The 18,463-nt window shown below is 73.7% G+C and carries 17 protein-coding genes; 6 read left to right on the forward strand and 11 right to left on the reverse strand.

The features are described from left to right. Window positions 1-430 precede the first annotated feature (430 nt). On the forward strand, window positions 431-1,174 hold the full coding sequence (locus ACQPXD_RS23740; RefSeq protein WP_432842033.1) for a hypothetical protein: 744 nt from the start codon (window positions 431-433) through the stop codon (window positions 1,172-1,174). Window positions 1,175-1,465: 291 nt separating this feature from the next. Then, complete coding sequence (locus ACQPXD_RS23745) at window positions 1,466-2,479, forward strand: LLM class flavin-dependent oxidoreductase (RefSeq protein WP_432842035.1); 1,014 nt, start codon at window positions 1,466-1,468, stop codon at window positions 2,477-2,479. A gap of 10 nt (window positions 2,480-2,489) precedes the next feature. On the opposite strand, the gene ACQPXD_RS23750 is transcribed toward ACQPXD_RS23745, so the two are convergent. From ACQPXD_RS23750 to ACQPXD_RS23760, 3 genes are all read right to left on the reverse strand, one after another. Further along, on the reverse strand, window positions 2,490-3,050 hold the full coding sequence (locus tag ACQPXD_RS23750) for a hypothetical protein (RefSeq protein WP_432842037.1): 561 nt from the start codon (window positions 3,048-3,050) through the stop codon (window positions 2,490-2,492). A 73-nt stretch (window positions 3,051-3,123) separates the two neighbouring features. Then, window positions 3,124-4,026, reverse strand: a complete 903-nt coding sequence (locus ACQPXD_RS23755; RefSeq protein ID WP_432842039.1) for a DMT family transporter — start codon at window positions 4,024-4,026, stop codon at window positions 3,124-3,126. A 21-nt stretch (window positions 4,027-4,047) separates the two neighbouring features. Further along, window positions 4,048-4,797 (reverse strand): squalene/phytoene synthase family protein, encoded by a 750-nt coding sequence (locus ACQPXD_RS23760; RefSeq protein WP_432842041.1) that lies wholly within the window; start codon window positions 4,795-4,797, stop codon window positions 4,048-4,050. 99 nt (window positions 4,798-4,896) lie between these two features. On the opposite strand from ACQPXD_RS23760, the gene ACQPXD_RS23765 reads away from it, so the two are divergent. After that, window positions 4,897-6,108, forward strand: a complete 1,212-nt coding sequence (locus ACQPXD_RS23765) for an MGDG synthase family glycosyltransferase (protein ID WP_432842043.1) — start codon at window positions 4,897-4,899, stop codon at window positions 6,106-6,108. A gap of 185 nt (window positions 6,109-6,293) precedes the next feature. On the opposite strand, the gene ACQPXD_RS23770 is transcribed toward ACQPXD_RS23765, so the two are convergent. Both ACQPXD_RS23770 and ACQPXD_RS23775 read right to left on the reverse strand, forming a co-directional pair. Then, window positions 6,294-7,166: a hypothetical protein gene (locus ACQPXD_RS23770; RefSeq protein ID WP_432842045.1), complete on the reverse strand. Its 873-nt coding sequence runs from the start codon at window positions 7,164-7,166 to the stop codon at window positions 6,294-6,296. Window positions 7,167-7,212: 46 nt separating this feature from the next. Then, complete coding sequence (locus ACQPXD_RS23775) at window positions 7,213-8,286, reverse strand: alkene reductase (RefSeq protein WP_432842047.1); 1,074 nt, start codon at window positions 8,284-8,286, stop codon at window positions 7,213-7,215. 59 nt (window positions 8,287-8,345) lie between these two features. Between ACQPXD_RS23775 and ACQPXD_RS23780 the strand changes: the two genes are divergently transcribed. Beyond that, the gene (locus ACQPXD_RS23780; protein WP_432842049.1) at window positions 8,346-8,735 is read left to right on the forward strand and encodes a MerR family transcriptional regulator; all 390 of its coding nucleotides are present in this window, start codon (window positions 8,346-8,348) and stop codon (window positions 8,733-8,735) included. An 87-nt stretch (window positions 8,736-8,822) separates the two neighbouring features. On the opposite strand, the gene helR is transcribed toward ACQPXD_RS23780, so the two are convergent. Together helR and ACQPXD_RS23790 are read right to left on the reverse strand one after the other, a co-directional pair. Then, window positions 8,823-10,976: an RNA polymerase recycling motor ATPase HelR gene (gene helR, locus ACQPXD_RS23785; protein ID WP_432842051.1), complete on the reverse strand. Its 2,154-nt coding sequence runs from the start codon at window positions 10,974-10,976 to the stop codon at window positions 8,823-8,825. A 118-nt stretch (window positions 10,977-11,094) separates the two neighbouring features. Beyond that, complete coding sequence (locus ACQPXD_RS23790; protein WP_432842053.1) at window positions 11,095-11,349, reverse strand: winged helix-turn-helix transcriptional regulator; 255 nt, start codon at window positions 11,347-11,349, stop codon at window positions 11,095-11,097. Between the two features lie 513 nt (window positions 11,350-11,862). Here ACQPXD_RS23790 and ACQPXD_RS23795 point away from each other — a divergent pair. Then, complete coding sequence (locus ACQPXD_RS23795) at window positions 11,863-12,798, forward strand: DMT family transporter (RefSeq protein ID WP_432842055.1); 936 nt, start codon at window positions 11,863-11,865, stop codon at window positions 12,796-12,798. Here ACQPXD_RS23795 and ACQPXD_RS23800 read toward each other — a convergent pair. The 3 genes from ACQPXD_RS23800 to ACQPXD_RS23810 are packed head-to-tail and all read right to left on the reverse strand — an operon-like array spanning window position 12,752 to window position 15,140. Then, a complete protein-coding gene (locus ACQPXD_RS23800; protein WP_432842057.1) occupies window positions 12,752-13,768 on the reverse strand; it encodes an LLM class flavin-dependent oxidoreductase in 1,017 nt (338 codons plus the stop codon). The genes ACQPXD_RS23795 and ACQPXD_RS23800 overlap by 47 nt on opposite strands. Further along, entirely contained in the window at window positions 13,758-14,150 is a 393-nt protein-coding gene (locus tag ACQPXD_RS23805; protein WP_432842059.1) for an SCO5389 family protein, read from the reverse strand. The genes ACQPXD_RS23800 and ACQPXD_RS23805 overlap by 11 nt, the downstream gene beginning before the upstream one ends. A gap of 24 nt (window positions 14,151-14,174) precedes the next feature. Next, entirely contained in the window at window positions 14,175-15,140 is a 966-nt protein-coding gene (locus ACQPXD_RS23810) for an ATP-binding protein (RefSeq protein WP_432842061.1), read from the reverse strand. Window positions 15,141-15,234: 94 nt separating this feature from the next. Here ACQPXD_RS23810 and ACQPXD_RS23815 point away from each other — a divergent pair, with 94 nt between their 5' ends. Beyond that, entirely contained in the window at window positions 15,235-16,332 is a 1,098-nt protein-coding gene (locus ACQPXD_RS23815) for a hypothetical protein (RefSeq protein ID WP_432842063.1), read from the forward strand. Between the two features lie 39 nt (window positions 16,333-16,371). On the opposite strand, the gene ACQPXD_RS23820 is transcribed toward ACQPXD_RS23815, so the two are convergent. Then, complete coding sequence (locus ACQPXD_RS23820) at window positions 16,372-18,384, reverse strand: S8 family serine peptidase (protein ID WP_432842065.1); 2,013 nt, start codon at window positions 18,382-18,384, stop codon at window positions 16,372-16,374. Window positions 18,385-18,463: the final 79 nt, after the last annotated feature.

Consider the following 18,463-nt stretch of genomic DNA (forward strand, 5'->3'; position numbering starts at 1 on the left):
CTCCGCGGGGCTGTCGTTGTGCGGCGCCGTCTTGTCCTGCCGGCTGCACCCGGCCAAGGCTCGCGACGACATCGGCCAGCCCGGCCGGCTCTGCCACCCGGCCGTCGGCGGACCGGGGCGGTGCGCACACTCGCCACGGATCTGCGATATCGGCCAGCGACTGCGGAACCCATGGCTGCGCGTGGGGCTGGGGTGGTCGTTTCGCTCCGGTTACGCCTCGACGTAGTCCGCGTGTTCCCCGTCACATCAATGACGCAGATCGATCTGCTGGCGATCCGGAACGTGGGATGCATCGTCCGGACCTGAGGGTTACCCAGTAGACGCTCGTCAATTGCTCAATGGACGACCACTTGTCCGAGCACTACCCTGATCCTGCCCGCAAACACTCATATACCTCGATGCATGGTTCTCGAGTGATCAGGAGCAGAGTGTGAAGAAAAGAATGCTCGGCCTGCTCGTCGCCGCCGTCGTGGCCGCGCCGATCGCGTTGGGCGCGAGCCCGGCGCTGGCGGCCGAGCCCCGCAAGACCGCGCAGCCGGCCGGGGCCCAGCCCGCCGACATCGGCACCATCATCACCGTGATCAGCACGGCCATCTCCGCCTACAAGGCGTTCACCTCGAGCACCAGCTCGGGGTCGGTCGCCACGGCACAGATCATCGCCGCGATCAACAGCGCGAAGGCCGAGATCATCAGCCACATCGACGCGGTCGCCACCGCGCAGGCGCGGGCCTGCGCCGAGGAGGCCGTGATCGACTTCGCCGACTTCGAGGCGCTGACCCCGGACAACAAGCAGTCCTTCGCGCTCAACGTGACCAGCTGCGTCACGCTCATCGACAGCCTGCTCACCGTCGTGGTCGACAAGGGCGCGCTGGACCAGCTCGGCTACTCGCAGGACGAGATCGCCCCGGTCGCCCTGATGGCCCGCGCCCGGACCGGCCTCACCAACACCAACCTGGCCGCGGTCCTGGTGCACAGCAACCAGACGATCATCTCGGTCCTGGCCCCGTCCTGCTCGTCGCACGTCATCGAGGGCCGCCCGCAGTACACCTGCATCGCCTACAACGGCACCACCGGCGGCCCCGAGCCCAGCTTGTCGCTGGCCCAGAACGAGGCCGGCGCCAACATCAGCTGGCGCATGGCCAGGAACCTGCTACCGACCTTCCAGACCCTCTGACGCACCACCCCCGTCGAACGGCGCGGCCCCGGCCGCGCCGTTTCATCGGCACCGGGTACAGCCCGGTCAGGTGGTCGAGCCCGCTCCCGGCAGATCCGCCAACGAGCGGTCGCATCGGCACCGTTCGCGGCGATCATCCGCAGCGCCACGCTCGACCCGCTGCCGTCCTTGAGGACGGTCCGTCCGCCACGGACGCCCGGCGCCGGATCGCCGAGTTCTTCGCCGACCGCCGGCGCGACTGGGTCAGCTGCCTACTTGTGCGGCGTGCGGGCGCTCTCGCAGGATGCTGGGGTGCAGAAGAGCATCGGGTTCTTGTCGTTCAACCATTGGCGAGACGTTCCTGGGTCCGTGGTGCGCTCCGCGCGCGACTCGCTGATCCAGTCGATCGAGCTGGCCGTCGCGGCCGAGGAGGTCGGGGTGGCCGGGGCGTTCTTCCGGGTACACCACTTCGCCGAGCAGCAGGCGTCGCCGTTTCCGCTGCTGGCGGCGATCGCGGCCCGCACGTCGCGGCTTGAGATGGGCACGGGGGTGATCGACATGCGCTACGAGAATCCCTTGTACATGGCCGAGGAGGCGGCCCAGACCGACCTGATCTCCGGCGGGCGGCTCCAGCTGGGCATCAGCCGCGGCTCACCCGAGACGGTCGTCGCGGGCTACCGCCACTTCGGATACGTGCCGGCCGAGGGCCAGACCGACGCCGACATGGCCCGCGAGCACACCGACGCGTTTCTCGGCGCGATCGAAGGGCGGCCGGTCGCTCAGGGCGATCCCCGGATGGGCGTTCGCGGCGGCGTGGCGATCCAGCCGCAGTCGGAGACGCTGCGGGAGCGCGTCTGGTGGGGCTCCGGGAACAGCTCCAGCGCCGAGTGGACCGCCCGGCAGGGCATGAACCTCATGTCCTCCACGCTGTTGCTGGAGGAGAAGGGCATTCCGTTCGACGAGTTGCAGGCCGAGCAGATCGGGCTGTTCCGCCGCACCTGGGAACAGTCCGGTTGGCAGCGGACACCGCGGGTGAGCGTGACCCGCAGCGTGCTGCCGATCATCGACGACGAGACCCGGCTGTACTTCGGGGCCCGCTCCCGCCGGGACTCCCAGGACCAGGTCGGCGTGATCGACGGCTTCACGTCGCGGTTCGGGCGCAGCTTCATCGGCGAGCCGGAGCAGATCGTCGCCGAGCTCGGCAAGGACCAGGCGGTGCGCGACGCCGACACGGTCATGATCGCGGTCCCGAACCAGCTCGGCGTCGACTTCAACGCACGGCTGCTGCAAGCCGTTGTCCAGATCGGGGGAGAGCTGGGCTGGTAGCCGCGGCGGCTCAGAGCCCGGTGTGCGCCCGCGCGTCGCGGATGGCAAGGTCCACGTCGGCGTCGGCGAGGGCCACACCGGGCGCCAGGCGCACCACCCAGGTCACCTCGGCGTCGCCCGCGACCGGGCGGCGAGCCGACAGCCAACCGGCGACCCGCCCGGCGTGCCGCAGCGGCACGCGCGCCAGCGTCGTCGCGGTGACCCGCTCCCGCGCCAGATCCGGCAGCCGGCCCGGAGCCGCCAACCGCAGGGTCAGGTCGGGCACGAGCTGCGGCACCAGGCTGACCAGCCGCAACGTGCCGCGCGCGGCATCCCATCGCGCGTGCTCGACCTGCTCCCAGCCCAGCCGGTGCCAGGACCGGAACCCGTGGTCGAGATCCTGGAAGTACACCGCGTGCTGCGTCGCCACGACGCGCCGTCGGGTCGGCCCGTCGCGCTCGGTCGCGAGCACCCGCTCGCCCTGGGCGAGCTCCGGCCGGGTCCAGTCGACGGCTGCGAAGCGATGTGACGCACTGGCCAGGGCCCAGGCGGGCAGCTTCAACAGGTGCGGATACGCGGTCAGCGGTGCCATGACGGCCTCCAAGCGGGTACTTGACGCTTCAACTTACCCGACGCGGCCGGTGAGCGACCAGTGTGGCGGGCGGTCAGTCGGGTGGCCGATCTCGCGGCGGGGCGGCGCGCACGTGCGGGGCGTGGTGGGCCAGTAGCACGATCGCGCCGGTCAGGACGGCGAGCGCGGCGATCTCGCCGGCGATGGCCCACGGGGTGGCCCCGATGCGCTCGTCCAGCCAGACCAGGCCGATGGCGATCGACACCAGCGGGTCCATCGCCGTCATCGTGGCCAGCGCCAGCGCGCCGACCGGGCCGGCCTGGAACGCGTTCTGGCTGAACAGCACGCCGCTGGGGCCGAGCACGGTGATCGCGTACGGCTCCCACCGGCCCATCGTCGCGAGGAACCCCTGGGGAAAGGTGGCCGTGGCGCTGCTGAGCAGCCCGGCGGTGGTGCCGTAGCAGATGCCGGCGGCCAGCGCCGGGGGCAGCGGGCGCCACTGCGGCGAAACGAAGCGGGCGGCGGCGACGCAGGCGCCGACCGCGACCGTGACCGCGGCGAGCAGCGTCACCGCCGATGCCGGCGAGTCCAGGCCCTGGCCGGCCCCGGCGGTCGGCCGGGCCAGCAGCAGGAAGCCGGACAGGCCGGCGATGCACAGGGCCGCGCCCGCCACGACCAGCCGGTCCGGCCGCCGGTGCGCGGCCAGCGCGGCGAGGGCGATGTACCACAGCAGCCCGGTGACGAGCACCGGCTGGACGAAGATCAGCGGCAGCAGCTCGAGGGCGGCGACCTGCAGCCCGAACGCGACCAGCGCGAGCAGCACCGACCAGCGCCAGGCCGGCTCGCGCAGCAGGTGCAGCAGCAGCCGCGGCCGGCCGACCCGCTCCGGCGGTACCTTCCGGCCGGCCCGGTACTGCAGGACCGACGACCCGCCGAACGCGGCCGCCGCGCACACCGCCAGCGCCGTGCCGAGTACCCCGGCCATCGGCTGATCCAACGGCACCCTCCGCGCTCCCGGTCAGCCGGCCGCCGCGACGGTGGCCGTCGCCCAGTGGCGCAGGACCAGGCGGCGCGGCACGGTCACCCGGTTCGCGAGCGGGTCGAACTCGGCCCGGGCCAGGGCGGTGAGCCCGGCCCGGCCGCCGGCGACCTGGCCGCCGACGGTCAGCCGGGCCCGGCCGTCGAGGGTCGACACGAGCGGCGCGCCGGAGTCCAGCCAGGCCTCCGCCCGCTGCGCGGTCAACGCGATCAGGTCGCGCAGGTCGGGCGGCGCGGCCGGGCCGTCCAGGTCGTCCTCGGTGACGCCGAACCGGGCCATGTCCTCACCCGGCAGGTACACCCGGCCGCGGCGCCGGTCCTCCGGCACGTCGCGCAGGTGCTCGATCACCCACAGGGCGGTGCGGATCCGGTTGGACAGGGCGATGCGTTCCGCGGTCGCCCGCCCGAAGACGTGCAGGACCAGTTCGCCGACCGGGTTCGCCGACAGCGTGCAGTATTCGGTCAGCCGGCCGAAGCTGGGGTACCGCCCGGTGGCCCGGTCCGGCCGGCCGGCCTCGATCAGCCGCAGCAGCGGCCCTTGCGGCAGGCAGTGGCCGGTCACCGCCGGTTCGAGGGCGCGCACGACCGGGTCGGCGATCGGGCGGCCCGCGTAGAGGCGGCCGATCTGCCGCGCCACCTCGTCCAGCGCGCCCGGCTCGTCGCCGACGTCGTCCACGTGCCGCGCGTAGGCGTACAACGCCTGCAGGTGCCTGCTGACCGCGCCGTACATGGTGCTCGTGCGTACCCCTGGGCCGGCGCGGCAAACCGCGGTTTGGCGGTGGCGCGCAAGGGGTAGCGTCCGCCGGTTCGCGTCGGGAGGGAGGTGGGGATGGCGGGTCGGCCGGACGGGGCGTCGTCCCCGCGCCGCGTGCTGGTGCTGTCCGCCGACATCGGCGGCGGCCACGACGCCACCGGCCGGGCGCTGGAGGAGCGGGCCCGCCGGCTGTGGCCCGGCAGCGCGATCGAGTGGGCGGACACGCTGGACGTCATGGGCCGCGGCGTCGGCCGCGCGTTCCGGCGGATCTACGTGACCAGCGTGGAGCTGACCCCGTGGCTGTACCAGTGCTTCTACGCCGCGCTGTGGCGCCACCGCTGGTTCACCCGGGCCGTCAAGCGGTTCGTCGGCGCCTGGGCCGGCCGGCGGCTGGCGCCGCTGGTCGAGGACTGCCGCCCGGACGTCATCCTCTCGACCTACCCGCTGGCCAGCGCCGGTCTGGCCTGGCTGCGCGAGCATCGGGGCCTGCGCGTGCCGACCGGCGCCTGGGTCTCCGACTTCGCGCCGCATCCGATGTGGGTGTACCCCCGGCTGGACCTCACCCTCGTGATGCACCCGGCGGCCGTGCCGCTCGCCGCCGCCGTCGCCCCCGGGGCGCGCATCGCCGTGTGCGCCCCGCCGGTCGCGGCCGGCTTCCGTCCCGGTGACCGGGCGGCCGCCCGCCGCCGAGCCGGGCTCGATCCGGCCCGCCCCGCGGTGGTGATCTCCTGCGGCTCGCTGGGCTTCGGCGCCGTCGAGGAGGCGGTACGGGCCCTCGTCGGCGGCGTCCCGGCGGTCACCGTCGTGGTCGTCTGCGGCCGCAACGCGGCGCTGCGCCGGCGCCTGACCCGGCTGCCGGCACCGCCCGGGCGGCTGCGCGTGCTGGGCTGGGTCGACCGCATGCCCGAACTGCTGCGGTCGGCCGACCTGCTGGTCACCAACGGCGGCGGCGTCACGGTGCTGGAGGCCATCGCCGCGGGCGTCGAGATCGCGATGTACCGCCCCATCGCCGCCCACGGCGCGGCCAACGCCGCGCTGCTCACCGCGGCCGGGCTGGCCGAGACCTTCCGCGACCCGGCCCGGTTCGCGGCTTGGGTCCGGGCCCGGTTCGCCGCCGCCCCGCCGGGCGCCACCGCCGGCCCGGCCGCGCCCGGCATCCTGCCCGACCTCGGCCTGCCCACGCTCCTGCGCCACCGTGCCCCCCTGAGCGACCTCATGTCGGGCTGCGCGGACGTATGTCTCCGTGATCATGATGCGCGTCGTGGTCGCACCATCGGTTTGCCATGACCCCGGAGGCTTTCGGTACACGGGGGTACATCAGCGCTCCGTGATCATGAAAAACCGTTGGTGTCGGCGGCGGGTACAGCATGATCGCGGAGAGTTCCGGTCACCACGCCGGCCGCCACGTCGCCAGGGGCCGGCGGTGCCGGTGCCCGGGTGGCGCGCTTACTGTCCGCGCTCTGTCGCGCGCTTCACGGTCGCGGCAACCGGCGCACGCGCGGCGCTACGAACTGCTGGACCTCGGGCAGGCTGGACGACAGTGAGATCCACGTGCCGTCCAGCTTCATCACGCTGGCGAGCCCGCCGCGCCGGTGGTACTGGAAATCCGCGATCTCGTCCCACCGGCACTCCAGCACGGAGCGGCGATGGCGGTACGCGAACCCTTCCTCGTGGATCCGCAGCTCGTCGTCGCGGTCACCCCGGACCACCCACAGCAGCAGCGCGCCGAACGCCAGCGCGGCCGTGACGCACCCGAGCGCGCCCGCGATGTCCCCCGGATCGCGGTCCGGCACGCCGATCGCGGCGTACACCAGGAACACCGCGATCAGCAGCAGAAACCCCGGCAGCAGCAGGACCGTCAGGTCCCAGCGGCTGCGCCGCACGTGATAGGTCGCGACCGGCGCCCCGATCCCGTCGCCGCCCGGCGTGTACTCGACGGGCAGGTCCCGGCCGCCCCTGGTCTGGTACGCCCGGTGCAGCGCGTCGAGACCACCCATGAACCGCCCAAACGCGATCCGCTCGCCGCCGCGCGTCGTCACCGCGTGCACCCGCAGCCGCCGGTCCGTGCCCATCCGCACGTCCGCCGACCGGATCTGACCCCACCGGCACGCACTGACCTTGCCCCGGTGGCGCAGCGTGAACCCGTCGCGGTAGACGACCAGAAGGTCCCGGCCCCGCGTCACGACCAGCCAGCCGACCAGCCCGACCGGCACCAGCGTCACGGCGGCGAGCCAGTTGTGGATCACGGACAGGCACAACGCGCCGACGGCGGTCGCGACGACCAGCAGCGCCAGCAACCCGAAGCGCAGGCGGTGCCGCGACAGCTCGTCCCCCAGCTCACCCATGATGCTCGTGACGATAGGCCCCGCCCGCCACCGGGTCCGCGTTCGTTCAGTACCGGTAGTGGGTGTAGGTCAGGTAGCCGGTGTCGCCGCCGGTGTAGAACGTCGCCTGGTCGGCCTCGTCGAGCGGCAGGTCGCGGCGCAGCCGCTCGACGAGGTCCGGGTTGGCCAGGAACGCCCGGCCGAAGCTGATCAGGTCCGCGCCCAGGTCGAGCCAGTGCTCGGCGCGCTTGCGGTCGGTCGGCGCGGGGCCCATCGGGTTCGACGGGTTGACCAGCAGCGCGCCGGGCCAGGCGCGGCGCAGCCCGACCAGGGTCTCCTCGTCGGTGGTCGCCTCGAGGTGCACGTAGGCCGGCCCGAGCCGGGCGAGCTCGCGCAGCAGGGCGCCGTAGAGCTCGGGAACGTCCTCGTCGATCGCGTCCCAGATGCCCGCACCGGGGCTGAGCCGGATGCCGACCCGGGCGGCGCCGATCGCGTCGACGGTGGCCGCGACCGCCTCGACGGCGAAGCGGATCCGGCCGGCGACCGAGCCGCCGTAGCCGTCGGTGCGCTGGTTGGCGCTGGTGGACAGGAACTGGCCGATGAGGTAGCCGTTCGCGCCGTGCAGCTCGACGCCGTCGAAGCCCGCCTCGACCGCCCGGCGCGCGGCCGCCGCGTAGGACAGCGCCTCCTGGGCGGCCTCGGCGGTGCTCAGTGCGCGGGGGACCGGCGCCGGCTGCGGGCCGGTGGGGGAGAAGACCATCGCGTCGCGGGCCGCGATCGCCGACGGGCCGACCGGCTGCAGGCCGGTGGTGTCCGGGTGGCTGATCCGGCCGCCGTGCATGATCTGGGCGAAGATACGCCCGCCGCTGGCGTGGACCGCGGTGACGACCGGCTTCCAGGACGTCACCTGGGCGTCGGTGTGCAGCCCGGGCGTGAACGGGTTGGACTGGCCGAGCAGGCTGGGCTGGACGCCCTCCGAGACGATCAGGCCGGCGGTGGCGCGCTGGGCGTAGTACGCCGCCATCGACGGGGTCGCCAGGCCCTCGGCGTTGGAGCGGACGCGGGTCATCGGAGCCATCACGATCCGGTTGGGCAGCCGGAGGCCGGCCAGATCGTACGAGTCGAACAACAACGGTGTCATGGCGTCGACGCTAGGACCTACCATTGACGTCAGGGTCAAGAGTTGTCGTGGAGGTCACAATGCGCATCGGTGAGCTGGCGGAGCAGGCCGGGGTGAGCGTCCGCTCGCTGCGGTACTACGAGGAGCAGGGGCTGCTGAGCAGCACCCGCAGCGGCGGCGGCCAGCGGACCTACGTCGAGAGCGACGTGGAGCGGGTTCGCTTCCTGCAGCACCTCTACGCGGCCGGCCTGTCGAGCCGGACCATCGCCGAGCTGCTGCCGTGCGTGGACTCCCCGAGCGCCGAGCGGACCGACGACGCCTGGCTGCGGCTGGTGGAGGAGCGGGAGCGCCTCGACGGGTACATCGGGGAACTGCTCCGCACGCGCGACACGCTCGACAACCTCATCGCCGAGAACCGCCGTCACCAGGGAACCGCCTGCGCGTCAGGCTCGGCGGTGCCGGCCGCGTAGCCCGAACGCGACCACCGCGGCGCCGATGGTTGGCGGCGTGCTCGCCGTCGTCCGGTGGCTGGTCGCGTTGGCCGGCGTCGGGCCGGGTCAGGGGCTCGTGAGCACGACCAGCTGCTGGGTGGCCCGGGTCATCGCGACGTAGCGGTCGACCGCGCCCTCGACGCCGTCGCCGAACGCGTCCGGGTCGATGAGGACGACCAGGTCGAACTCGAGGCCCTTCGACAGCACCGGGGTCAGCGACCGGACGCGGTCCGTCGCCGGGAAGGCGGGGTCGCCGATGACACAGGCGATCCCTTCGGCGTGCGCGGCGAGCCAGGCGTCGAGGATCGCGGGCAGCTCCGACGTCGAGCCGTGCCGCACGGGGACGCCGGTGCCGCGGATGGAGGCCGGCACGTTGGCATCCGGGAGCACCGCCCGGATGACCGGCTCGGCCTCGGCCATGACCTCGGCCGGCGTGCGGTAGTTGATGCCCAGCGAGGCCAGGTCGATCCGGTCGAGCCCGGCCCGCCGGAGCCGGTCCCGCCACGACTCGGCGAAGCCGTGCCGGGCCTGGGCGCGGTCGCCGACGATGGTGAAGCTGCGCGACGGGCAGCGCAGCAGCAGCATCTGCCACTCGGCGTCGGTCAGCTCCTGGGCCTCGTCCACGACGATGTGCGCGAACGGGCCGGCGAGCCGGTCCGGGTCGGCGCCGGGCAGGGCGGCCTCGTCGACCAGGGCGTCGTGGAAGTCCTCGACGCGCAGCATCGTCACCAGGCCCACGCCGTACTCGTCGTCGGCCGCCTCGCTCAGGTCGTCCACGACCCGGTTCATGCGCTCGCGCTCGGTCGCGACGGCGGCCTCGTGCCGGCGCCGGTTCCGCGACGTCTCCGGGTCGCCGAGCCGCTGCCGGGCCGCGTCCAGCAGCGGCAGGTCGGACACCGTCCAGGCCTGGGCGTCGGCGCGCCGCAGGCGGCGTACCTCCTCGGCGCTGAGCCAGGGCGCGCACTTGCGCAGATAGGCGGGCACCGACCACAGGTCCCCGACGACGTCGGCCGCCTCGAGCAGCGGCCACGCCCGGTTGAACGTCGTGACCAGCTCCCGGTTGCGCAGCAGCGACCGGCGCAGCAGCTCCTCCGGTTCGTCGCCGTCGTACTTGTCCAGCAGGATCGTGACCAGCTCCGTCCAGATCTGGTCGCGGGCCTCGTTGTGCGGGGTGCCGGGCCCGGCCGCCTGGAACGCGTCGGCCCAGTCGCCGGCGGTCAGCCGGAGGTCGGACTCCTGCGTCGCGACCGTCATCGCCTTCGCGGGCGGCTCCTCGTAGAACCGCACGGCCGCCTCGATCGCTCGTACCATATCGGCGGACGACTTCAGCCGGGCCACCTCCGGGTCGGCCTCGATGGTCGCCGCCGCGCCCTCGGCGACGAGGTCCCGCAGCGTGCAGGTCTGCACGCCCTCCTCGCCCAGGCTGGGCAGGACGTCGGCGACGTAGGCCAGGTAGGGCTGGTGCGGGCCGACGAACAGCACCCCGCCCCGGCGGTGGTCCAGGCGCGGGTCGGAATAGAGCAGGTAGGCGGTGCGGTGCAGCGCGACGACGGTCTTGCCCGTGCCCGGGCCGCCGTCGACCACGAGCGCGCCCGCGGATCCGGCGCGGATGATGGCGTCCTGGTCGGCCTGGATGGTGGCGAGGACGTCGCGCATCCGGCCCGACCGGCTGCCGCCCAGGCTGGCGATGAACGCGGACTGGTCGTCGAGCGCGGCGCGCCCCTCGAACCCGTCCGCGGTGAACACCTCGTCCCAGTAATCGGTGATCCGGCCGCGGATCCAGCGGTACCGCCGGCGGCTGAGCAAACCCATCGGGTTGGCGTGGGTCGCCCCGAAGAACGGCTCGGCCGCCGGGGAGCGCCAGTCGAGCAGCAGGCGGCGCCCGGCGCTGTCGGTGAGGCCGAGCCGTCCGATGTAGACCGGCTCGGTGTCGTCCGCGGCGACGATGTGGCCCAGGCACAGGTCCAGGCCGAAGCGGCGCAGGGTGCGCAGGCGGGCGCTCAGCCGGTGGATCTCCAGGTCCCGGTCCATCGCCCGCTGGCCCAGGCCGCCGGGCGCCTGACGCTCGGCGTCGAGGCGGCCGGACAGCTCGGCGGTCACCTGAGCGAGGCGCGCGGCGATCGCCGCGAAGTGCCGCTCGTCGCCGGCGATCAGCGCCGGGTCGGCCTTGGCGGACAGGTTCTCGGGCAGGTCGAAGACGCTGATGGTCGGCAGGTTCACGTGACGGTACCCATCTGAGCTGGCTGGTGGTTCTTTCCCCGGCCGGCGATTCTGCGCCACGACCCGGGTCTTGCCGCAAGCCCCGGGGTACGGTATAGCTTGAAAGTGGAGGGGTTCCTCAGCTCAGCGGGCTGACGTTGCGATCGTAGTCCGCGCGAGCCGCCGCAATCTCGGGCACGTGGCCCGCGCTCCAGTCGATGAGCGGGGTGGCCGCCCGTAGCAGGCTGACGCCGAGCGCCGTGAGCTGGTAGCTCACCTGGGGTGGCACGACGTCGTAGCTGGTGCGGGTGAGGATGCCGTCCCGTTCGAGGCCGGCGAACTCGCGCACGAGCGCGCCGCCGACAAACCCGGTTCCGAATACGACGATTTTCACTCGCCCAATCTTCGAAGGGCCCTCCGACCAGGTCAAGAAGGCACATCCAGGTAACCACCCGGGCCTCCTCGCCCCGCCGCTACCGCCCGCCCGGCCGGACCGAACGAATCTCTCCGCGATCGTGCGCCTCCCACCGGCGCGCGCCGGGTTTCCCGTGATCGTGGAGACATATGGTACCTATGGGTACATAGCTCTTCCGCGATCATGGAAAACGTGTGGTGCGGGCGGCGACTACGGCATGATCGCGGAGAGTTCCGGTCGCGATGCCCCCACTGGGGTTGCTCGTAGTCGGCGGCGACGAGCAGTGCGACTCCGCAAGGCCGAGGGCCGGTGCGCGGGGCGAGTTGGGCCGCGGTTGCGCAGAGTAGGCCGGTGATCGGGTTGGCGCCGGGCGGCGGGGTGGCACCGGTGTGCAGCGGATGCCGGCCGACCTCGGCCGCGTCCTGTACCTGGCACGGATAGGGAAGCCCCGCCCCACCGTTTGGCGACGGGCCCGCCGGGTAGCCGAGCGCCGTGATTTACGCCCTGGCCACCGGGGCCGCGGCGCTGACCGGGATCGGCACCGCCATCCAGCAGCGCGTCGCGGCCCGCGCGCCGGCCGGGGCCACGCTGCACTGGCGGCTGCTGGGGTACCTGCTGCGGCAGCGGCTGTGGTTGTGCGGCCTCGCCGTCGCGGTCGTCGGCAACCTGCTCACCGGGGCCGCGCTCGGTCTCGGCAGCGTCGCCCTGGTGGAGCCGCTCACGGTCAGCGGCCTGCTGTTCGCCATGTCGGTCGCGGCGATGTGGAGCCGGTACCGGATCGGGCCGAGAGAATGGCTCGGCGCGCTCGCCGTGGTCGTTGGCTTGGCGGCGTTCCTGGTCGCCGGCCGGCCGCGGACCGGGCCGTTGCCGAACCCGCCGTTATGGCAGTGGGGACTGGCGGCCGGGACCATCGGGCTCATCACCTGGGGGCTGGTCCACGTCGCGCGGACGCTGCGCCGCCAGCAGGAGGCGGCGATGCTCGGGCTCGGCGCCGGCATGCTCTTCGGCCTGCAGGCGGCGCTCACCAGTACCGCGGCGCACCGGCTCTTCGGCGGCGGGCCCCTGGCCGTCTTGCTGTCCTGGACGCCCTACGCGATCGTGGCCGTCGCCGCGGTCGGCATGCTGCTCGCGCAGAGCGCCTACAAGCTGGCGCCGCTGACCGTCTCCTATCCGGCGGCGACGGCGGCCGAGCCGATCGCCGGGGTCGCCATCGGCGTCGGGATCCTCGGCGGCGCGCTGCGGATCGAGCCGCTCGCGGTCGCCGTCGAGATCGTCGCGCTGGCCATGATGACCACCGGCGTGTGGGTCCTGGGCACCTCTCGCCTGGTTGAGGCGCATCACGAGCACCGGATCCACCTGCCGCACCACCACCGGGACGATCCTACGGGGCCCGCAGCGCCGGGAGGACCTCCCGGCCGAGGCGGTTGATGTTCGCCAGGGTACGGCGGGGATCGCCGCCGCCTTCGACCATGAGCAGCAGGCGGCGGACGCCGGTGGCGGCGAGGGTCGCCCGCAGCCGGCGCGCGCACCGCTGCGGGGGACCGACCGGATGAGTGGCGAGCAGGTGGTCGAGGTAGGCGGCGGGGTCGCGGCGCGGCGGCGGTGAGCCGTCGATGCGCACCGTCGCCTGGGCGGCGCGCAGCCAGCCGGGCATGGCGCGGCGCAGCGCCGACTCGGCCTCGGCGACGCTGTCCGCCACGAAGGCCAGGTGCGCCGAGACGTGTCCGGCCGTGGTACCGCCGGAAGCCGCGTGGTGGCGCAGCATCGCGGCCTTGGCGGCGTCGTCGTCGTGCATGCCGAGCAGCAGCGGCAGGTTGCGCGCCGCGGCCAGCTCGACGGTCGGCGTGCCGGTGGCGGCGACCCACACCGGCAGCGGGCGCGCCGGCCGGGGGACCATCGCCACGTCGCGGAACCGGAAGCCGTCGCCGTCGCCGTCGCCGGACAGGACGGCGGCGCCGGAGACGGCGGCGAGCAGGAGGTCGAGGGCGGCGGCGAAGCCGGCGTGGTCGTACCGCCGCGGGCCGGTGCCGAACACCTCGAGGTCGACCCACGGCCCGCCGCGGGCGACGCCGAGGTCGAAGCGGCCGCCGGAGACCGCGTCGAGCAGGGCCGCCTCCTCGGCGAGGGCGACCGGGTGCCGGTTGGGCAGGATGGCCGCGGCGGTGCCGACGCGCAGCCGGGCGGTGCGGCCCAGCAGGTGCGCGGCCAGGGTCACCGCCGAGGGGCAGACGCCGTACTCGCCGAAGTGGTGCTCGGCCAGCCAGACACCGCCGAAGCCGGCCCGCTCGGCGGCCACCGCGTAGTCGGCGGCGGCGCGCAGGGTGCCCGCGTGGCCGGCCCCCGGGAAGAGGCCGGCCAGCAGGAACAGATCGACCTGCGGTGTCGACTCAGCAGTCACGCAGTTCCGGCGTCTGGTTGAGCAGCTGCCCGCGCGGCGAGACGAACGCGCGGTACCGCTCGCCACCGACGGCGTCCCGGGTGAACGCCGCGACCCGGTGGCAGTTCTGGAACGCCAGGGTCACGCCGAAGTGCCGCTCGAGCCCGCCGCGGATGGCGTCGCTGGCCAGGGCGCGCAGCAGCTGGCCGCGCTCCGCCTCGCTGGGCGGCGGGACGCTGTGGTCGGCGAACTCGCCGCCGCCGGTGCGCAGGTCGTCGACGACGCCGCTGATGATCTGCCAGGCGTACGGCAGGGAATCCCGCACGACGGCGACGAACTCGGCGTCGTCGACCGGGCCGGCCTCGGCCCGCTCCAGCAGTGCGGTCGGTACGTCCAGGGACATTCGCTCCTCCTACGGTGCGGATGGTCAGCGCGCGGCGGCGGTCGCCGGCGCCAGGTTGAAGCCGGGTTCGATCTGGGCACTGAGATCGGCGCCGGTGCGGGCATTGCCCCACGCGACCGCGTTGCGGGCGTGGAACTCGGCGGCCTGCGCGGCGTAGCGCGGCCAGTCCTTCTCGCACCGGTCCAGGGCGGCGCGCATGGTGGCCAGGGCGTGGGCGTTGGGCGGCTCCAGATCGGCGATCGGCAGGAACCGGCCCCGCTCGGCGGCCTTGACGAACCCGGAGCGGCCCACCCAGCACAGCAGGTCGTCGCCGACCTCGGCGCGCAGGAACGCCACGTCGTCGGCGTCGTCGACCTTGTTGCCCACGACCGCGATCCGCACGCCGTGGTCGCGCGCGTAGCCGACGTACTGCCGGTACACCCCGACGCTGCGCACCGTCGGCTCGCACACCAGGAAGGTGAGGTCGAAGCGGGTGAACAGGCCCGAGGCGAACGAGTCCGCGCCCGCGGTCATGTCCACCACCGCGTACTCGCCCGGCCCGTCCGCCATGTGGTTGAGCAGCAGTTCGACCGCGCCGACCTTCGAGTGGTAGCAGGCCACCCCGAGGTCGTCGGCGGCGAACGGGCCGGTCACGGCCAGCCGCACCCCGCCGACGGTGCGTACCAGCCGCTCGTACAGCGGGTTCGGCTCGTCCACCCGCACCAGCCGCGACCCGGGCCCGGGCGGCGTGGTCTTCAGCATCGCCGCGGCCGAGGCGATGCGCGGGTTGTCCCCCCGCAGGTACTCCTTGATCTCCTCCAAATGGTCCCCGAGCGCGGGCAGCAGCGCCGCCTCGTCGGGGTCCGCGCCCAGCGCCACGGCGAGGTGCTGGTTGATGTCGGCGTCGAAGGCCAGCACCCGCGGCCCTTCCTGGACCGCGAGAAACCGGCAGAACAATCCGGCCAGAGTGGTCTTTCCGCTCCCACCCTTGCCGACGAAGGCAGCTTTCACCCCTTTTTGGTATCGGTTTTCATTTCCACAGTCAAACCGCTTGCACACATTCGCAATCCCGCATCGGCCCGGCGCGACGTTAGGGTCGTTGCCCGTGACCCGAGGCAACTCCCGCCGGGGCCGGGTCGCCGCGCTGGCGGTGACGCTGCTGGCCGGCGGCTGGCTCGTCGCGGTCGGCGGCGGCCCGGTGCGCACGCCGCCCGGCCCGGCCGGCGCACCGTCCGCCCCGCCGGCCCCGCCGCCGCCGCTGGACGCCCCGGCGTCGGCCGTGCCCGGGCGGCTCGCCGACGGCACGCGGTACAACCCGCTGCTCTATCTCGACCTCGGCGTGTCGTTCGGCTCGGCGCCGACCCCGGACGGCACCGCGGAGCGGCTCCTGCGCAGGGGCGCCGGTGGCGTCGAGGAGCTGCGCCGGCTGCCGGCGAGCGGGCTGCCGCAGTACCTCGGGCTGACCGTCAGCGACGGCATGCTCTACTGGGTCGAGCACGTGCTGGCCCAGGACGGCGGCGGGCTGTCGATCTGGCGCGCGCCCGCCGACGGCGCCGGCCCGGCGGTCCGGGTCACCGGCGACGTGGGCGCCGGGGTGTTCTACGACCGGGAGTACGACCTGGTCGTCGCCGACGGCCGGATTCACTGGATCGCGGTGGGCGCCTCGCCCGAGCCGGTGACCGAGGTCCGGTCCGTCGCGCCGGACGGCGGGCCGGTCGCGGTGGCCACGTTCGAGGGCGGCTACCGCCTGACGGCGTGGCCGTGGCTGGTGACCGACGCCCGCCGCGGCGCGCCGGTGGACCTCGTCGACCTCACGACCGGGCGGCGGGTCGGCGTGCCCAAGTCGGCGGCGGAGACCGCGGCCTGCACCCCGGTGTGGTGCCGGGTGACCGGGCTGCCGGGCAGCGGCGTCACCCGGGTCGACCTGATGCGCCCGGACGGGTCCCAGCGCCGGCGGATCGGGCCCGGGAGCGTGCGGGCGGCCACGGACGAGGTGGCCGTCCTCGACCGGTTCGAGATCGTGTCGGACAGCGACGGGCGGGCCGCGCGGCTGATGGTCTACGACATCGCGGCGGCGCGGCTCTACCGGGTCGCCGACGGCGTGTCCCTGGTGTTCACCCGGGGCGGGTTGCTGTGCTGGTCCACCGGCGAGGAGAGCGCCGCGCAGTGGCACGCTGTGGACCTGCGCGCGGTACCGCGCTGATCCGGCCCCGGACCCGCGGGTCCGGGGCCGGACCGGTGCTCAGGACGCGGTGAGGCTCGTGTCGTCGACCACGAACGAGGTCTGCAGCGAGCTGTCCTCGACGCCGGTGAACTTGAGCGTCACCGTCTGGCCGGCGAACGCGGCCAGGTTGAAGGACTTCTGGCTGTAGCCCGAGGCCTTGTTCAGGTTGCTGTAGGTGGCCAGGGTCGTTGTGGTGGAGCCGGCGACCACCTGCACGGTCAGGTTGTCATAGGCGGTGCCGGTGGTCGTCTCGCTGGAGTCGATGTGCAGCCAGAAACTCAGCGAGTACGACGAGCAGCCCGCCGGCAGCGACACCGGCTGGCTCAGCGTGTCGGTGTGCGAGCCGCCGTAGCCGTCCAGCCACGCGTCCCAGGTGCCCGAGTGCGTCGGCTGGCCGCTGGAGCCGTACTGGCCGATCACCCCGGAGCTGCTGGTCCACGCCGTGTTGCCGGACTCGAAGCCGGGGTTGGCCAGCTTCTGGCCCGGGCTGGAGCAGGTGCCACCGCCCCCGGTCACGGTGAGCGTGAAGCTCGCCGCGTGCGTGGCCGAGGCGCCGGTGCCGGTGACCGTCACCGGGTAGCTGCCCGGCGGGGTCGCGGCCGAGGTGGTGATGGTCAGGGCCGAGGAGCCGCCCGAGGTGACCGACGACGGGCTGAACGACGCGCTCGCGCCGGACGGCAGGCCGCCGGCCGACAGCGCCACCGACTGCGCGCTGCCCGAGGTGGTCGTCGTGCCGACCGTCGCGCTGACCGACCCGCCCGGCGCGGTCGAGCCGGACGCGGGCGAGACCGCGAGCGAGAAGTCTTTGGCCGCGGTGCCGTTGACGACGTACAGCAGCTTGTTCGGCGACCCCGTGCCGGGGTTGGTGACCACGCCGCTGGTGGCGTTGTTCACCAGCGAGTCGCGGACCTGCTGCGGGGTGTACGACGGGTTCTGCGCGAGCACCAGCGCGGCCGCGCCGGTCACGTGCGGCGTGGCCATCGACGTGCCGCTGATCGTGTTCGTCGCGGTGTTGCTGGTGTTCCAGTCCGACGTGATCGACGAGCCCGGGGCGAAGATGTCCAGGCAGGTGCCGATGTTGGAGAACGACGACCGGGCGTCGGCGCTGGTGGTCGAGCCGACGGTGATCGCCGCGCCCACCCGGGCCGGGGACGAGTTGCAGGCGTTGGCGCCGTTGTCGTTGCCGGCGGCCACCGAGTAGGTGACGCCGTCGGCGATGGAGTTGCCGACCGCGGTGTCGATCGAGGAGTCGGCGCCGCCGCCGAGGCTCATGTTGGCCACCGCCGGCTCGCCCGGGTCGTGGTCGCCGGTGACCCAGTCGATGCCCGCCACGACCTGGGCCGTGGTGCCCGAACCCGAGTTGTCGAGCACCCGCACGCCGACCAGCGTCACGCCCTTGGCCACGCCATAGGTGCTGCCGCCGACCGTTCCGGAGACGTGGGTACCGTGGCCGTTGCCGTCATCGGCGCTGCCCCCGTCGATGGCGTCGAAGCCGGAGATCGCCCGGCCGCCGAAGTCGTTGTGGCTGAACCGGATGCCGGTGTCGATGATGTACGCCCGCACGCCGCTGGCCACGGTCGGGTAGGTGTAGCTGTTGTCCAGCGGCAGGTTGCGCTGGTCGATGCGGTCCAGCCCCCAGGACGGCGCCGGGGACTGGGTCGCGCTGATGGTGTAGACGCCGTTGCGCTGGACGTAGTCGACGGCCGGGTTGGCAGCGAGCCGCCGCGCGGCGTCCTCGCTGAGCGAGACCTCGAAGCCGCGCAGCGCGTGGCGGTAGGTGAGCCCGACCGTGCCGCCGTAGGCGCGGCCGAGGTCGCGGGCGGTGGTGTCGACCCCGTCGCGCTGCAGGGTCGCGGTGTTCTTGAGCACCACGACGTAGCTGCCGGGGACGGCGGCGGCGCCGGCCGGGCGGATCTCACCTTGCCGCGGCGCGGCGGTCGCGGTGGTACCGCTGCCGAACACGGCCACCATGACGCCGGCCGCGGCCAGCCCGGCCGCGCCCCACCGGCGGCCGCGTGGAGGGAATGTCATCTCCCTGTCCTCCCTGTGCATCGGGACTGCCCGCCCACGGCGTTGTGGCCGTAGACGGACATCGATTGCTCAGAGGCAG

This window comes from Dactylosporangium sp. CA-092794, assembly GCF_050948465.1.
Lineage (GTDB): Bacteria > Actinomycetota > Actinomycetes > Mycobacteriales > Micromonosporaceae > Dactylosporangium.

Bases quoted from the DNA above. Each gene is read 5' to 3' on its own strand.
- ACQPXD_RS23775 (WP_432842047.1), bottom strand. From the start codon at position 8,286: ATGACACCGTTGTTGTTCGACTCGTACGATCTGGCCGGCCTCCGGCTG.
- ACQPXD_RS23760 (WP_432842041.1), bottom strand. From the start codon at position 4,797: ATGTACGGCGCGGTCAGCAGGCACCTGCAGGCGTTGTACGCCTACGCG.
- ACQPXD_RS23750 (WP_432842037.1), bottom strand. From the start codon at position 3,050: ATGGCACCGCTGACCGCGTATCCGCACCTGTTGAAGCTGCCCGCCTGG.
- ACQPXD_RS23820 (WP_432842065.1), bottom strand. From the start codon at position 18,384: ATGACATTCCCTCCACGCGGCCGCCGGTGGGGCGCGGCCGGGCTGGCC.
- ACQPXD_RS23765 (WP_432842043.1), top strand. From the start codon at position 4,897: ATGGCGGGTCGGCCGGACGGGGCGTCGTCCCCGCGCCGCGTGCTGGTG.
- ACQPXD_RS23805 (WP_432842059.1), bottom strand. From the start codon at position 14,150: ATGTCCCTGGACGTACCGACCGCACTGCTGGAGCGGGCCGAGGCCGGC.
- ACQPXD_RS23780 (WP_432842049.1), top strand. From the start codon at position 8,346: ATGCGCATCGGTGAGCTGGCGGAGCAGGCCGGGGTGAGCGTCCGCTCG.
- ACQPXD_RS23770 (WP_432842045.1), bottom strand. From the start codon at position 7,166: ATGGGTGAGCTGGGGGACGAGCTGTCGCGGCACCGCCTGCGCTTCGGG.